This is a genomic window from Streptomyces sp. AC602_WCS936 (assembly GCF_019049125.1).
Lineage (GTDB): Bacteria > Actinomycetota > Actinomycetes > Streptomycetales > Streptomycetaceae > Streptomyces.
Map to the genome: position 1 here is coordinate 128,105 of NZ_JAGMUF010000021.1, position 14,826 is coordinate 142,930.

The 14,826-nt window shown below is 71.0% G+C and carries 12 protein-coding genes; 1 reads left to right on the forward strand and 11 read right to left on the reverse strand.

What is annotated here, in order from left to right; translation table 11 throughout:
• Nucleotides 1-49: 49 nt before the first annotated feature.
• The 6 genes from KUM03_RS10590 to ureA form a co-directional block, all read right to left on the reverse strand.
• Complete coding sequence (locus KUM03_RS10590) at nt 50-1,402, reverse strand: hypothetical protein (protein ID WP_217246769.1); 1,353 nt, start codon at nt 1,400-1,402, stop codon at nt 50-52.
• Nucleotides 1,403-1,485: 83 nt separating this feature from the next.
• Nucleotides 1,486-3,090, reverse strand: a complete 1,605-nt coding sequence (cimA, locus tag KUM03_RS10595) for a citramalate synthase (protein WP_217246770.1) — start codon at nt 3,088-3,090, stop codon at nt 1,486-1,488.
• Nucleotides 3,091-3,445: 355 nt separating this feature from the next.
• Nucleotides 3,446-4,054: a TetR/AcrR family transcriptional regulator gene (locus KUM03_RS10600; protein WP_217246771.1), complete on the reverse strand. Its 609-nt coding sequence runs from the start codon at nt 4,052-4,054 to the stop codon at nt 3,446-3,448.
• A 10-nt stretch (nt 4,055-4,064) separates the two neighbouring features.
• Nucleotides 4,065-5,084 carry an agmatine/peptidylarginine deiminase gene (locus KUM03_RS10605; RefSeq protein ID WP_217246772.1) on the reverse strand — a complete coding sequence of 340 codons (1,020 nt, stop codon included), beginning with the start codon at nt 5,082-5,084 and terminating at the stop codon, nt 4,065-4,067.
• Between the two features lie 32 nt (nt 5,085-5,116).
• Entirely contained in the window at nt 5,117-6,829 is a 1,713-nt protein-coding gene (locus KUM03_RS10610; protein WP_217246773.1) for an urease subunit alpha, read from the reverse strand.
• The gene (gene ureA / locus KUM03_RS10615) at nt 6,826-7,566 is read right to left on the reverse strand and encodes an urease subunit gamma (RefSeq protein ID WP_217246774.1); all 741 of its coding nucleotides are present in this window, start codon (nt 7,564-7,566) and stop codon (nt 6,826-6,828) included. The genes KUM03_RS10610 and ureA overlap by 4 nt, the downstream gene beginning before the upstream one ends.
• A 144-nt stretch (nt 7,567-7,710) precedes the next feature.
• Here ureA and KUM03_RS10620 point away from each other — a divergent pair, with 144 nt between their 5' ends.
• The gene (locus tag KUM03_RS10620; RefSeq protein ID WP_217246775.1) at nt 7,711-9,165 is read left to right on the forward strand and encodes a cytosine permease; all 1,455 of its coding nucleotides are present in this window, start codon (nt 7,711-7,713) and stop codon (nt 9,163-9,165) included.
• 39 nt (nt 9,166-9,204) lie between these two features.
• Here the strand turns inward: KUM03_RS10620 and KUM03_RS10625 are convergent, their stop codons facing one another.
• The 5 genes from KUM03_RS10625 to KUM03_RS10640 form a co-directional block, all read right to left on the reverse strand.
• Nucleotides 9,205-10,293 carry a branched-chain amino acid aminotransferase gene (locus KUM03_RS10625; protein WP_217246776.1) on the reverse strand — a complete coding sequence of 363 codons (1,089 nt, stop codon included), beginning with the start codon at nt 10,291-10,293 and terminating at the stop codon, nt 9,205-9,207.
• A gap of 259 nt (nt 10,294-10,552) precedes the next feature.
• On the reverse strand, nt 10,553-11,596 hold the full coding sequence (locus KUM03_RS10630) for a 3-isopropylmalate dehydrogenase (RefSeq protein WP_217246777.1): 1,044 nt from the start codon (nt 11,594-11,596) through the stop codon (nt 10,553-10,555).
• Nucleotides 11,597-11,671: 75 nt separating this feature from the next.
• Nucleotides 11,672-11,803 carry a hypothetical protein gene (locus tag KUM03_RS38845; RefSeq protein WP_302185845.1) on the reverse strand — a complete coding sequence of 44 codons (132 nt, stop codon included), beginning with the start codon at nt 11,801-11,803 and terminating at the stop codon, nt 11,672-11,674.
• A gap of 306 nt (nt 11,804-12,109) precedes the next feature.
• Nucleotides 12,110-13,750: an L-glutamate gamma-semialdehyde dehydrogenase gene (gene pruA / locus KUM03_RS10635; RefSeq protein ID WP_217246778.1), complete on the reverse strand. Its 1,641-nt coding sequence runs from the start codon at nt 13,748-13,750 to the stop codon at nt 12,110-12,112.
• Nucleotides 13,751-13,795: 45 nt separating this feature from the next.
• Nucleotides 13,796-14,722, reverse strand: coding sequence for a proline dehydrogenase family protein (locus KUM03_RS10640; RefSeq protein WP_217246779.1), 927 nt, complete (start codon nt 14,720-14,722; stop codon nt 13,796-13,798).
• Nucleotides 14,723-14,826 lie beyond the last annotated feature (104 nt).

The following is a 14,826-nucleotide window of genomic DNA, read 5'->3' on the forward strand; positions in this document are numbered from 1 at the left end:
CCCCGTCCGCGCGCAGGCCCGTTTTCCAGCAACTGCCCCGCCACCCCGCTCAGAAGCCTCCGCCGAAGTCCCCGCCGCCCCCGAAGCCTCCGCCGCCGCCGAAGTCGCCGCCTCCGAAGCCGCCGCCGAAGTCGCCGGGGTCGAAGTCGCCGCCGGAGACGTCACCGCCCTCGTGACCGAAGTCCCCGTACCCGGCGCCGTACCCCGCCCCGTAGGCCGGACCGGCCATCATGCTGCCCAGCATGGTGCCGACCAGCAGGCCGGGCAGGATGCCGCCGCCGAAGTAGCCGCCCGCCCAGGGGCCGTAGGCCGGGCCCGCGTCCCAGTAGGGGCGGCGGCCGTACTCGGTGTCCACCTCGCGGATCACCGGGTCACGCCCCTCGGACAGCCGGGTCCGGTCGGCCGCGCAGACCGGGACCTGGCGGGTGGTGCCGCCCGGCGGCGTCCAGGTGACGTCGGCGACCGAGGGACCGTGGCGCGGGTCGAAGAAGCAGGGCGGGCGGCGTTCGGGCAGCTGCCTGCCCTCGCGGCGGGCGGCGAGCTGGGCCAGCGAGAAGCGGCCGTCCTCCAGGGCCTGGGTGACCCCGCGGACGTCCTCCGGTTTACGGGCGTCCGCCATGTACGTCTTGGCCTGCTCGTAGGCGTCGAGGGCACGCTCGTAATCGGTGCGCATCGCGTCGTCGGCGCCCGGCTCGCCGGGGTGGAAGTCCAGCCGGTCCAGTTCCTCGCCGAACGCCGTGATGTCCTCGTCGACCACCACCCGCAGCCGCTCCAGCGCCTCCCGCTGCTCCTCCTCGCGGCGGCGCCGGTTGCGTCGCGAGACCGCGTAGACGCCCGCACCGCCGGCCACCGCGACCGCGCCCGCGGTGATCAGGGCGCCCGTCGAGACGGAACCGCCGCCGCCGGAGTCCCAGGACGCCGGTGCGGAGCCGCGGACGCTGCGCAGCGCGTCGTCGACGAAGTCGTTGAGCTGGGCCTTGGGATCGCCCGCGCCCTGCGCGGCCGTGACCAGGTTGTCCACGCCCTGGCGGCTCAGCACGCTGCTGTCGGCGCGCGCGTCGAACCGGTCGCCGAGCCGGACGCCGTACAGGCCGGTGATGCCGGTCTCGGTGCGCAGGTTCCGGAAGAGGTTCTCGGTCGGGTAGCCGGCCGGGAGGACCGCGACGAAGACGGGTTCGTCCGCGTCCTCGATCTTGTCGGCGAGCGCCTCGGCGTCCGACTTCGACAGCAGGTCGGTGGCGGCCGGGTCCACGTACACGGGACTCTCGCGCAGGGCCGCGCCGATCTCCGAGACGTCGGTGGCCGCCTGCGCGCCGGGCGCACCGGCCATCAGCACCGCCAGCGCGGCGATGACCGGCGCGACCAGGAGGCGTATGAGGACTCGAACGCGTGCGTCCTTCATACGTTCGAAAGTACCCGAATCGACCTCAATAAGACATCAGTACGGAAGAGGAAACCGAACGGGAAACCGACCCGGGTGGCGGCTCACTCCGCCGGCTCGACCCCCGCCCGCAGCAGCCCGTACGTGTACGCGTCCTCCAGGGCCTGCCACGAGGCGGCGATGACGTTCTCCGCGACGCCCACCGTGGACCACTCCCCCGTCCCGTCGGTCGTGGAGATCAGGACCCTGGTGGTGGACTGGGTGCCGTGCACACCCTCCAGGATGCGGACCTTGTAGTCGACGAGGTCGAGCTTGGCCAGCTCCGGGTAGATCTTCTCCAGGGCGACGCGCAGCGAGCGGTCCAGGGCGTTGACCGGGCCGTTGCCCTCGGCGGTGGCGACGATGCGCTCGCCCTTGGCCCACAGTTTCACGGTGGCCTCGTTGGCGTGGCTGCCGTCGGGGCGGTCCTCGGTGATCGCGCGCCAGGACTCGACGTCGAAGTACTTCAGCGGCCTGCCCTCGGCCTCCGCGCGCAGCAGCAGCTCGAAGCTGGCGTCGGCGGCCTCGTAGGTGTAGCCCGCCAGCTCCCGCTCCTTGACCCGCTCGACGACCCGGCCGACCAGTTCGCGGTCGCCGCCGAGGTCGATGCCCAGCTCCTTGCCCTTGAGCTCGATGGAGGCACGGCCGGCCATGTCGGAGACCAGCATCCGCATGGTGTTGCCGACCAGCTCCGGGTCGATGTGCTGGTACAGGTCCGGGTCGACCTTGATGGCGGAGGCGTGCAGCCCGGCCTTGTGCGCGAAGGCGGAAACACCCACGTAGGGCTGGTGGGTGGAGGGCGTGAGGTTGACGACCTCGGCGATGGCGTGGGAGATGCGGGTCATCTCGCGCAGCCGGCCCCCGGGCAGCACCTGCTTGCCGTACTTCAGCTCCAGCGCGGCCACGACCGGGAACAGGTTGGCATTGCCGACGCGCTCGCCGTAGCCGTTGGCCGTGCACTGCACGTGGGTCGCGCCCGCGTCCACCGCGGCGAGGGTGTTGGCGACGGCGCAGCCGGTGTCGTCCTGGGCGTGGATGCCGAGCCGGGCGCCGGTGTCGGCGAGCACCGTGGCGAGAACGGCCTGGATCTGCGCCGGGAGCATGCCGCCGTTGGTGTCGCACAGGACGACCACGTCGGCTCCCGCCTCGGAGGCGGCGCGGACGACGGCCTTGGCGTACTCAGGGTTGGCGCGGTAGCCGTCGAAGAAGTGCTCGCAGTCCACGAAGACCCGGCGGCCCTGCGCCTTGAGGTGGGAGACCGTGTCGGCGACCATGGCGAGGTTCTCGTCGAGCGTGGTGCGCAGCGCCAGCTCGACGTGCCGGTCGTGGGACTTGGCGACCAGCGTGATCACCTCGGCGCCGGACTCCAGCAGCGCCCTGACCTGGTGGTCCTCGGCGGCGGTGGCGCCCGCGCGGCGCGTGGAGCCGAAGGCGACCAGCTGGGCGTGCTTGAAGTCGATCTCCTGGCGGGCGCGGGAGAAGAACTCGGTGTCCCGCGGGTTCGCGCCGGGCCAGCCCCCCTCGATGAAGCCCACGCCGAAGTCGTCCAGGTGCCGTGCGATGGCCAGCTTGTCCGCGACCGTGAGGTTGATGCCCTCGCGCTGCGCGCCGTCGCGCAGGGTGGTGTCGAAGACGTGGAACGAATCGTCGAGTTCGCTGGTTGCGGTCATGATCTGAAGGCTCCTGTATGGGATCTCGGTCTACCGGAATGACCGGTTCCACCGTCCGTCTATGATCCCTCGCGCTCTCTTCCCGGCTGGGGGTGGGCCAGGAAAACGAAAAACCTCTCGCGGGTGCGAGAGGTCTGCGCGCGGGTCGAGGACGACGGTGTCCACCCGTACCTGGTCGTACGTGGTGGTCACTGCGGACCGGCGCGCCTGCTGCCAATAATCATGGCGAACGAGAGCACGGTGGCAGTCTGGCACAGTCCGTCCCGCTGCTCACCGTCCGTCTCAGGATGCGAGCAACGTCCGTCCGGAACCGGACACCCGGGCCTCCCCGCGGGTCCCGTCCGGAACCGCACGCTCAGGCTCCGGCGTAGAGCCCGTCCACCAGGAACTCCCGCACGTGGCCGAGCACCTGGGTCCGGTCCGTGCCGCGCAGCCCGATCGCCACGTGGATGGCGAAGCCGTCGAGGAGGGCGCGCAGCCGGGAGGCGAAGCGGTCGGGGTCGACGGGCCGGAACTCGCCGCGCGAGACGCCCTCGGCGAGCAGCGCCACCAGGTCGCGGTGCCAGGCGCCCTCGATGGCGGCCTGCCGGTCGCGGGCGTCGGATTCGACGGCGGCGCTCTGCGAGCGGTTCCAGACCTCCAGCCACAGCGTCCAGTGCGGGTCGCGGTGGCCCTCGGGGACGTACAGGTCGACGTAGGCGTCGAGGCGTTCGCGGGCGGTGCCGGCGCGGGTGAGCAGCCGCCCGCGTTCGGCGCCGAGGCGGCCCTCGCTCCACTCCAGGGTGCGCAGCAGCAGTTCGTCCTTGGAGTGGAAGTAGTAGAGGAGATGGCCGCTGCTCATACCGACCTCGCGGCCGAGCGCCGCCATGGTCAGCTTCTCCAGGCCGCGCTCGGCGATCATCTCCATGGCGGCGGTGAGGACGTCCTCGCGAGGCGGGGCCGGTCTGCGCCCACCACCGGCCATGTTCCCGCTCCTAGATCCTCGGCTGCTGCTGTGTGATGCAGTGGATGCCTCCACCGCCCGCGAAGATCGTACGCGCGTCCACGAGCGTCACCGTGCGCTCGGGGAACAGGCGGCGGAAGATGCCCGCCGCCAGTTCGTCGTTCGGGTCGTCGAAGGCGCACAGGACGACGCCGCCGTTGCACAGGTAGTGGTTGATGTACGAGTAGTCGACCCAGTCGCCCTCCTGGTCCTTCAGGACGGTCGGGGCGGGAACCTCGACGACCTCCAGGCGGCGGCCCTTGGCGTCGGTCTGACCGCGCAGGATCTCCAGGTACATCTGCGAGCGGGCGTGGTCGGGGTGGCGGGGGTCGCGCTGGCTGTGCACGACGACGGTGCCCGGCCGGGCGAAGGCCGCGACGATGTCGACGTGGCCCTGGGTGCCGTACATGCCGTAGTCGCCGGTCAGACCGTGCGGGAGCCAGATCGCCTTGGTGGTGCCGAGTTTGGCGTGGATCTCCGCCTCGACCTGCTCGCGGGTCCAGCCGGGGTTGCGGCCGGAGCCGAGCTGGACGGTGTCGGTCAGCAGGACCGTGCCCTCGCCGTCGACGTGGATCGCGCCGCCCTCGTTGACGAGCGTGCTGCCGAGGGCGGGGGCGCCGACGAGGTCCGCGACATGGCGGGCGATCTTGGAGTCGTGCTCCCAGCGGGCCCAGTCCTGGGCGCCCCAGCCGTTGAACACCCAGTCCACGGCGGCCAGCCCGCCCTGCCCGTCCGTCACGAAGGTCGGGCCGATGTCCCGCATCCAGGCGTCGTCCAGCTCGCGCTCCACCAGGTCGACCTCCGGGCCGAGCAGCTCGCGCGCCCCGTCGCCCTGGCCGGGCCCGTGCACCACCGTCACCGGCTCGAAACGGCGCACCGCGCGGGCGACGGAGGCCCAGGCCGCACGGGCCTCGGCCAGCTCCCCGTCGTTCGTGAACGTCGGGTTGGGGCCGGGCCAGGCCATCCAGGTGCGTTCGTGCGGGGCCCACTCGGGGGGCATGCGGAAGGTCATGGAGGTGTCCCAGGAGGTCGGAGGAACGTACGTCAGAGGAAGTAGAGACGGTTGAGCGAGACGGAATCGGCCGGTTCCGAACGCAGCGGGTCACCGTCGAGGGTGACGAGTCCGGTGCGCTGGTCGACGTCGACCGCGCCGGTACGGGAGTTCAGGCGCAGGTCGGCCGGTCCGATGCCGCGCGTGCCGCGCACCGCGACCCGGCGCCGTCGGGTCGGCATCGTGTCGTTGCCCTGGTCGAGGGCGGCCTGTGCGACGAAGGCCACCGATATCTCGGCCGGGGTGGCGCCGTGGGCGCCGAACTGCGGGCCCAGGACGAGCGGTTCGCAGGTGTCGGTGGCCGCGTTCGGGTCGCCGACCACGCCGTACGCCGGGAAGCCCGACTTGAGGACGAGCTGCGGCTTGGCGCCGAAGTGGTCCGGGCGCCAGAGCACGATGTCGGCCAGCTTGCCCACCTCGATCGAGCCGACCTCGTGGGACAGGCCGTGGGCGATGGCGGGGTTGACGGTCAGCTTGGCCATGTAGCGCAGGACCCGCTCGTTGTCGTCGTCCCCGTCGGCACCGAACTGGGCCTTCATCTTGCCCGCCATGGCGAACGTACGCCGGACCGTCTCACCGGCGCGCCCCATGCCCTGCGCGTCCGACGACGTGATGCCGATGGCGCCCAGGTCGTGCAGCACGTCCTCGGCGCCCATGGTCCCGGCGCGGATGCGGTCGCGGGCCATGGCGGCGTCGCCGGGCAGGTCGGTCTTGAGGTCGTGGACGGAGACGATCATGCCGTAGTGCTCGGCGACCGCGTCCCGGCCGAAGGGCAGGGTGGGGTTGGTGGAGGAGCCGATGACGTTGGGGACGCCGGCCATCTTCAGCACGTTCGGGACGTGTCCGCCGCCGCAGCCCTCGATGTGGAAGGCGTGGATGGTGCGGCCCTCCAGGACGCGGAGGGTGTCCTCGACGGAGAGGCACTCGTTCAGTCCGTCGCTGTGCAGGGCGACCTGGACGTCGTGCTCCTCGGCGACGCGCAGGGCGGTGTCGAGGGCGCGGGTGTGGGCGCCCATGTCCTCGTGCACCTTGAAGCCGCTCGCCCCGCCCTCGGCCAGCGCCTCGATCAGCGGCGCGTCGTGGGACGAGGAACCCCGGCCGAGGAAGCCGATGTTGACGGGCCAGGCGTCGAAGGCGCCGAACGCGTGCTTCAGCGCCCACGGCGAGTTGACGCCGACGCCCCACACCGGGCCGAACTCCTGCCCGATGATCGTCGTCACGCCGGACGCGAGCGAAGCCTCCATGATGCGCGGGGAGAGCAGGTGGACGTGAGTGTCGACGGCTCCGGCGGTGGCGATGAGCCCTTCACCGGACACGATGGTGGTGCCGGTGCCGACCACGACGTCGACCCCGTCGAGGGTGTCGGGGTTGCCGGCCCGTCCGATGCCGCTGATCCGCCCCTCGCGGATGCCGATCGACACCTTCCGGATGCCCTGGACAGCATCGATCACGACGACGTTGCTGATCACGACGTCGCAGGTCTCGCGGACGGCGGCGGCCTTGAGGTGCAGCCCGTCGCGGGCGGTCTTGCCGAAGCCGGCGAGGAACTCGTCGCCGGGCAGCTGGCTGTCGGACTCGACGCGGATCACCAGGCCCGAGTCGCCGAGCCGGACCCGGTCGCCGGCGCGGGGGCCGTGGGTGGCGGCGTAGGCGTGCGGGTCGACGTGGATCGACTCGCTGATCTCGCGTCCCTTCGAGCGGCTCATCGCCCGCCTCCTTCCGGTGCTTCCGGCACTTCCGGTACTTCCGGTACTTCCGGTACTTCCGGTGCGACCCCCAGATATCCGCAGGCCGCGGCCCGCCGCAGTGCCTCCGCCTTCGCCCCCGGTGCGTCCAGCGGACCGTCCACCAGGCCGGCGAAGCCGACCGCGATCCGCCGCCCGCCGATGGGCACGAGGCCGACCTCGGCGCTCTCCCCGGGCCCGAAGCGGACCGAGGACCCGGCGGGGACGGCGAGACGCATGCCGTAGGCCCGTTCGCGGTCGAAGTCGAGGCGCGGGTTGGCCTCGAAGAAGTGGAAGTGGGAGGTCACGGAGACGGGCACGGTCGCGGTGTTGGTGACCGGCAGGCGCACCGCCGCCTCGGGCTCGGCGTGGTCGGGCCCCGGCAGCAGGGCGCCCGGCGCCTCCTGGCCGAGCCCGCCCCCGACGGGGTCGGAGACGACGGCGAGCCGCGACCCGTCGTCGAAGACGGCCTCCACGTGCACCTCGGTGACCACGTCCGCGACGCCGGGCAGCACGTCGTCCGGGCCGAGCACCGACCGGGCGCGCTCGATCGCCTCCGCGAGCCGGGCGCCGTCCCGGGCGGCCTCGCACACGGTGTCCGCGATCAGCGCGGTCGCCTCCGGCACGTTGAGCCGGAGGCCACGGGCACGGCGTGCCCGGGCCAGCTCGGCCGCCCCGAAGAGCAGCAGCCGGTCACGTTCCGTGGGAGTCAGTCTCACGACGTGGCACCTCCTTGCCGTCCACACATTAGAACACCACTCTAAACATCGATCCCCTCCGGCGAAACCATTGACGAGTGGTCGGGGCAGACGTCACATTGAGCGTCGCTCTAAACCGTGGGCGGCCGTCGAAGGAGACCAGCCATGCCGATAGAACAGCGCGGAGTCGACACCATCCCCGAAGCGGAACGCACCAGCGGGCCACGGGACCTCGTCTCGATCCTGCTGGGCTCCAACCTCTGTCTCGGCGTGATCGTCTTCGGCTGGCTGCCGCCCTCCTTCGGCCTGGGCTGGTGGGCGTCGGTCAGCTCGGTGGTGGCGGGCACGGTCGTCGGCACCCTGTTCACCGCGCCACTGGCCCTGGTCTCCCTGCGCACCGGCACCAACCTGTCCACGTCGTCCGGCGCCCAGTTCGGCGTGCGCGGACGGCTGGTCGGCTCGGTGGTCGGGCTGCTCCTGGCCCTCGGCTACACCGCGCTGACCGTGTGGATCGGCGGGGACGTGATGATGGGCGTGCTCGGCCGGCTCTTCGGCCTGCCGCAGGGCGGGGCCGCGTACGCCGTCGTCTACGGGCTGCTCGCCGCGGCGACCGTCGCGGGCGCGGTCTACGGCTACCGGGTGCTGCTCGCCATGTCCAAGGTGCTGGCGTACGGCATGACCGCCCTGCTGGTCCTCGGCGTGATCGCCTACGCCCCCGACTTCACCACCGCCGCGTTGCCGGAGGCGGGCGGGTACCTGCTGGGCGGTTTCTGGCCGACCTGGCTGCTGGCCGCCGTGGCCGCCGGTCTCTCCGGGCCGATCGCCTTCATCACGCTGCTCGGCGACTACACCCGCTACATCTCCCCGGCCCGCTTCTCCTCCCGCCGGGTGCTGCACGCGACCTGGCTCGGGCTGATGCTGGGCCTGCTGGTGCCGCAGCTCTTCGGCACCTTCACCTCGTACGCCGCCCGCGCCGCCCTGGACTACGCCGGCCCGCTGGTCGACGCCGCCCCCACCTGGTACCTGGTCCCGCTGCTGCTCGCCGCCTCCGCGGGCTCGGTCGGCAACGCGGGACTGATGCTGTACTCCATGGGCCTGGACCTGGACGCCATCCTGCCGCGCGCCTCCCGCGCCCGGGCCACCTGCGCGGTCGCGGTCGTCGCCACGGCCTGCGTCTTCACCGGGCACTACGCCTGGGAGGCGCAGTCGGCGATGACGTCCTTCGTGCTGCTGCTGACGGCGATCGGCACCCCGTGGGCGGTCATCACGATGATCGGCTTCGTGCGCTGCGGCGGGGAGTACGACGCCGACGCGCTCCAGGTCTTCAACCGCCGGGCGCGGGGCGGCGCCTACTGGTACCGCGCCGGCTGGAACGTCCCGGCCACGGCGGCCTGGGCGGCGGGCGCGGTCGTCGGCGTGCTGGCGGTGTCCCTGCCGTCGTACGAGGGCCCGCTGCTGACGTTCACCGGCGGGGTGGACTGCAGCTTCCTGCTGTCGGGGCTGGTGGGCGGGGTGGTGTACGTGCTGTGCACGCCGGGTGCCGCCGTGGCGACGGCACCCGGAGAGGGGCTGGTCGAGCCCGCTTCCTGCCCGACCGAGTCGGGTGGTGGGCGGGCATAGGCCGGGGGTCCGGGGGCGGAGCCCCCGGCTCCGGTGATGCTACGCCAGCCGGTGCATCCACCCGTGCTTGTCCTCGGCGGTACCCCGCTGGATGTCCAGCAGCGCGTCGCGCAGCCGCTGCGTCACCTCACCGGTCTCGCCCCCGCTCTGCTGCCACTGCGCACCGGCGCGCTTCACCGTGCCGACCGGCGTGATCACGGCCGCCGTACCGCAGGCGAAGACCTCGGTGAGGGTGCCGTTCTCCGAGTCGCGCTGCCACTGGTCGACGGAGACGCGGCCTTCCTCGGCCTCGTAGCCGAGGTCACGGGCGACGGTGAGGAGGGAGTCGCGGGTGACGCCTTCCAGGATGGAGCCGGTGAGGGAGGGGGTGACGATCTTGTCGCCGTACACGAAGTACAGGTTCATGCCGCCCAGTTCCTCGACCCACTTGTGCTCGACCGCGTCGAGGTAGCAGACCTGGTCGCAGCCCTTGGTGGCGGCCTCGGCCTGCGCGAGCAGCGACGCCGCGTAGTTGCCGCCGGTCTTGGCGTCGCCCATGCCGCCGGGGACGGCGCGGACGCGGTCCTCGGAGACCCAGATGGAGACCGGCTTGACGCCGCCCGGGAAGTAGGCGCCCGCCGGGGAGGCGATGACGAGGAAGAGGTATTCGTTGGCCGGCTTCACGCCCAGGCCGACCTCGGTCGCGATCATGAAGGGACGCAGGTAGAGGGACTCCTCGCCGCCGTGCGCGGGAACCCACTTCTCGTCCTGCTTCACCAGCGCGTCGCAGGCCTCGATGAAGGTGTCGACCGGAAGCTCGGGCATGCCCAGGCGGCGCGACGAGGCCTGGAAGCGGGCGCCGTTCTTCTCCGGGCGGAAGGTGGCGACGGAGCCGTCGGGCCGGCGGTAGGCCTTCAGACCCTCGAAGATCTCCTGCGCGTAGTGCAGGACCATGGTGGCCGGGTCGAGGGAGAGCGGGGCGTACGGAACGAGCTGACCGTCGTGCCAGCCGCGGCCCTCGGTCCACTTGATCGTCACCATGTGATCGGTGAAGTGGCGGCCGAACCCGGGGTTGGCCAGGATCGCCTGGCGCTCTGAGTCGGAGAGCGGGTTGGCGGAGGGCTTGAGCTCGATCGTGGGCGTCGTCATGGGTTGATGTCCTTCACCGGTTTGATTGTGACGGGCCGCTGTCACGCCCGTACGGCCGGTGGCCGGTGCTAGGACGTCCGAGCATTCCCTCATGTCGCGGCTTCGCGTTCGATTATCGCGCGTGGCCCGTGACGGATGAAACGGGGTGAATGCGGCCCAGGGTTCGATGGTCGCACCTGGCGGACGCAGGAGAAAGCCGCCGGGTGCCTTGTTTTTCGGACCCGGCGGCTTCCAGAGGTTGGATTTCGAGTGCGCCGAGTCAGCCGGCTACTCGTACGGCGAGCGCGTCGCCGATCTCGGAGGTGGAGCGGGCGCTCTTGTCCGCACGCTCGCCCAGGTCGGCCGAGACCGCGTCCTCGATGCGGGCGGCCTGGGTCTCGTAGCCGAGGTGGCGCAGCAGCAGGGCGACGGAGAGGACCGTCGCGGTGGGGTCGGCCTTGCCCTGGCCGGCGATGTCGGGCGCGGAACCGTGGACCGGCTCGAACATCGAGGGGAAGTCGCCGGACGGGTTGATGTTCCCGCTCGCGGCGACGCCGATGCCGCCGGAGACGGCCGCGGCGAGGTCGGTGATGATGTCGCCGAAGAGGTTGTCGGTGACGATGACGTCGAAGCGCTCGGGCTGGGTGACCAGGTAGATGGTCGCCGCGTCGACGTGCATGTACTCGGTGGTGACCTCGGGGTACTCGGCGGCCACCTTGTTGAAGACGTTCGTCCACAGGTGGCCGGCGAAGGTCAGCACGTTGTTCTTGTGGATCAGCGCCAGCTTCTTGCGCGGGCGGGCCTGCGCGCGGGCGAAGGCGTCGCGCACGACGCGCTCGACACCGTAGGCCGTGTTGACGGAGACCTCGGTGGCGACCTCGTGCTCGGTGCCCTTGCGGATGGTGCCGCCGTTGCCGGTGTACGGGCCCTCGGTGCCCTCGCGGACGACGACGAAGTCGATCTCGGGCTGCCCGGCGAGCGGGGTGGCGACGCCGGGCAGGAGCTTGCTCGGCCGCAGGTTGACGTGGTGGTCGAAGGCGAAGCGGAGCTTGAGCAGGAAGCCGCGCTCCAGGACGCCGGACGGCACCGAGGGGTCCCCGATCGCGCCGAGCAGGATGGCGTCGTGGGCCTTGAGGGCGTCGAGGTCGGCGTCGGTGAGGGTCTCACCGGTGGCGTGGTAGCGCCGGGCGCCGAAGTCGAACTCCTTGGTCTCCAGCTTCACATCCTGGGGAAGGACGGCGGAGAGGACCTTCAGACCTTCGGCCACGACCTCCTGGCCGATGCCGTCACCGGGAATCACTGCGAGTTTGATGCTGGGAGACATGACGGCACCCTACTCCTCGTCCCACGGGATGACATGAGGCGTCCGGCATGCGGACGCCGGCGCGTCATCTCCGACTCAGTGCCCGGTGGAGCCGCCGTTGTCCCGGCGGTCGAGGGCGCGCTGGAGGGCGGCGGCCGCGTTCTTGCGGTCGGAATCGCTGGTACGAGAGAGGTGGCGGACTCGGCGGCGGACGGTGGTCTCGGCCATGGGAATCGACTCCTTCGGCACGCGGGAGAGCGCGGAAAGCGAGTGGTACGGGGAGACACCGGAAAGGGCGGGGAGCACGGTGCCGCAGGGGTTGCCTGCACGGGCACGGCTCACGACCGCCATCCGCTCGATCGAGCGGGACGTTCGGCTCCTACAAAACTAAGGGAGCGCGGAGCGTCTGTCTCCACAATTACTCGGACTTCCTACTATCTGAGACAGTGCCGTCGGTCACTCCGCTGTGACCTGCGAAAACGTCGGACGGGCCAGGTCGGGGGGAGACCTGGCCCGTCCGGGTTCGGGTGGGCGTCAGCCCATGTGCGGGTACGCGTAGTCGGTCGGGGCGACCAGCGTCTCCTTGATGGCGCGGGTCAGGGTCCAGCGCATCAGGTTCTGCGGGGCACCGGCCTTGTCGTTCGTGCCGGAGGCACGGCCGCCGCCGAAGGGCTGCTGGCCGACGACGGCGCCGGTCGACTTGTCGTTGATGTAGAAGTTGCCGGCCGCGTAGCGCAGCTTCTCCATCGTGTACGCCGCCGCCGCGCGGTCGCCCGAGATGACCGAGCCGGTGAGGGCGTAGTCGGACACCGACTCCATCTGGGTCAGCATCTCGTCGTACGCGTCGGCCTTGCTGTCGTCGTAGACGTGCACCGCGAGGAACGGACCGAAGTACTCGGTGCGGAACACCTCGTTCTCCGGGTCGGTGCACTCGACGACCGTCGGGCGGACGAAGTAGCCGACCGAGTCGTCGTAGGAGCCGCCCGCGACGATCGTGCAGGTCTCGTCCTCCTTGGCCCGGTCGATGGCGGCCTTGTTCTTGGCGAAGGACCGCTCGTCGATGACGGCGCCGATGAAGTTCGACAGGTCGGTGACGTCACCCATGGTGAGGTAGTCGACCTCGGCCGCGAACTCCTCCTTGAAGCCGTCGTTCCAGATGGACGCCGGGATGTACGCGCGGGAGGTGGCGCTGCACTTCTGGCCCTGGTACTCGAAGGCACCGCGGGTCAGGGCGGTCTTCAGCACGGCGCGGTCGGCGCTCGGGTGGGCGACGAGGAAGTCCTTGCCGCCGGTCTCGCCGACCAGGCGCGGGTAGGTGCGGTACTTCTCGATGTTGTTGCCGACCGTCTTCCACAGGTGCTGGAAGGTCTTGGTCGAGCCGGTGAAGTGGATGCCCGCGAGGTCCCGGTGCTCCAGGGCGACCTCGGAGACCGCGATGCCGTCGCCGGTGACCAGGTTGATGACGCCCTTGGGCAGCCCGGCCTCCTCCAGCAGCTGCATCAGCAGCACGGCGGCGTGGGTCTGGGTCGGGGACGGCTTCCAGACCACCACGTTGCCCATCAGGGCGGGGGCGGTGGGCAGGTTGGCGGCGATCGCGCTGAAGTTGAACGGCGTGATCGCGTAGACGAAGCCCTCCAGCGGGCGGTGGTCCATGCGGTTCCACACGCCCTGGGAGTTGGCCGGGGGCTGCTCGGCCAGGATGCCTCGGGCGTAGTGGACGTTGAAGCGCCAGAAGTCGATCAGCTCGCAGGGGCTGTCGATCTCGGCCTGCTGGGCCGTCTTGGACTGGCCGAGCATCGTGGAGGCGGCGATGGTCTCGCGCCACGGGCCGGACAGCAGCTCGGCGGCGCGCAGGATGATCGCCGCGCGGTCGTCGAAGGACATCGCGCGCCAGGCCGGGGCGGCGGCCAGGGCCGCGTCGATCGCGTCCTGGGCGTCCTGCTGCGTGGCGTTCGCGTACGTGCCCAGGCGGGACTTGTGGTTGTGCGGCTGCACGACGTCGAAGCGCTCGCCGCCGCCCATCCGCTTCTCGCCGCCGATGGTGCACGGAAGGTCGACCGGGTTGTCGGCCAGCTCCTTGAGCTTGGCCTCCAGACGGGCGCGCTCGGGCGAACCGGGGGCGTAGCCGTGCACCGGCTCGTTGACGGGGGTGGGGACCTGGGTCACAGCGTCCATGGGTTCCGTAACTCCTTAACTGAGCGGTCTTGCGAGCGGGTGGGCTCAGCCCTTGCTGACCATCGAGCGGGCGAAGAACCGGAGGTTGGCCGGCTTCTCCGCCAGACGGCGCATGAAGTAGCCGTACCAGTCGGTGCCGTAGGCGGTGTACACGCGCATGCGGTGGCCTTCGGCGGCGAGCCGCAGGTGCTCGTCGCCGCGGATGCCGTACAGCATCTGGAACTCGTACTCGTCGAGCTTGCGTCCGGCGGTGCGGGCCAGTTCCTGCGCGATGGAGATCAGACGGGGGTCGTGCGACCCGATCATCGGGTAGCCCTCGCCCTCCATCAGGGTCCGCAGGATGCGCACGTACGCCTTGTCGATCTCGTGCTTCTGCTGGTAGGCGACCTCGGCGGGCTCCTTGTAGGCGCCCTTCACCAACCGTACGCGAGAGCCGGCCGCGGCGAGGCGGCGCGCGTCCTCCTCTGTGCGGAAGAGGTAGGACTGGATGACGCAGCCGGTCTGCGGGAAGTCCTTCCGCAGCTCGTCGTGGATGGCGAACATCGAGTCGAGGGTGGTGTGGTCCTCGGCGTCGAGGGTGACCGTGGTGCCGATCTCGGCGGCGGCCTCGACGACCGGGCGGACGTTTTTCAGGGCCAGCTCGTGGCCGCCGTCCAGCGCCTGGCCGAACATCGACAGCTTCACCGACATCTCGGCGCGGGTGCCGAGGTCCAGCGGCTTGAGCCGGTCGACCAGCTCCAGGTAGGCGTCGCGGGCGGCCTCGGCCTGCGCGGGGGTGGTGATGTCCTCGCCGACGACGTCCATCGTCAGCTCCAGGCCCTGATCGGTCAGCTCCTGGACGATCGGAACGATCTGATCGACCGTCTCGCCGGGGATGAACCGGTCGACGACCGGCTTGGTCACGGGCGCGGCGGAAACCAGCCGACGCATCCGGTCGCTGCGCGACGCGGCGAGAATCACGGGACCCAGCACGGGGCACCTCCACTTACCAACCAACACAGGGCCGTCCACCCGACGTTTCGGGAACGGCACGGAGAACCACCGTGAAATCTAAGGATGACCCCGATCGTGGGCCA

Coding starts and splice junctions, on each gene's coding strand:
- KUM03_RS10590 (WP_217246769.1), bottom strand. CDS start 1,402: ATGAAGGACGCACGCGTTCGAGTCCTCATACGCCTCCTGGTCGCGCCG.
- cimA (WP_217246770.1), bottom strand. CDS start 3,090: ATGACCGCAACCAGCGAACTCGACGATTCGTTCCACGTCTTCGACACC.
- KUM03_RS10600 (WP_217246771.1), bottom strand. CDS start 4,054: ATGGCCGGTGGTGGGCGCAGACCGGCCCCGCCTCGCGAGGACGTCCTC.
- KUM03_RS10605 (WP_217246772.1), bottom strand. CDS start 5,084: ATGACCTTCCGCATGCCCCCCGAGTGGGCCCCGCACGAACGCACCTGG.
- KUM03_RS10610 (WP_217246773.1), bottom strand. CDS start 6,829: ATGAGCCGCTCGAAGGGACGCGAGATCAGCGAGTCGATCCACGTCGAC.
- KUM03_RS10620 (WP_217246775.1), top strand. CDS start 7,711: ATGCCGATAGAACAGCGCGGAGTCGACACCATCCCCGAAGCGGAACGC.
- KUM03_RS10625 (WP_217246776.1), bottom strand. CDS start 10,293: ATGACGACGCCCACGATCGAGCTCAAGCCCTCCGCCAACCCGCTCTCC.
- KUM03_RS10630 (WP_217246777.1), bottom strand. CDS start 11,596: ATGTCTCCCAGCATCAAACTCGCAGTGATTCCCGGTGACGGCATCGGC.
- KUM03_RS38845 (WP_302185845.1), bottom strand. CDS start 11,803: ATGGCCGAGACCACCGTCCGCCGCCGAGTCCGCCACCTCTCTCGTACC.
- pruA (WP_217246778.1), bottom strand. CDS start 13,750: ATGGACGCTGTGACCCAGGTCCCCACCCCCGTCAACGAGCCGGTGCAC.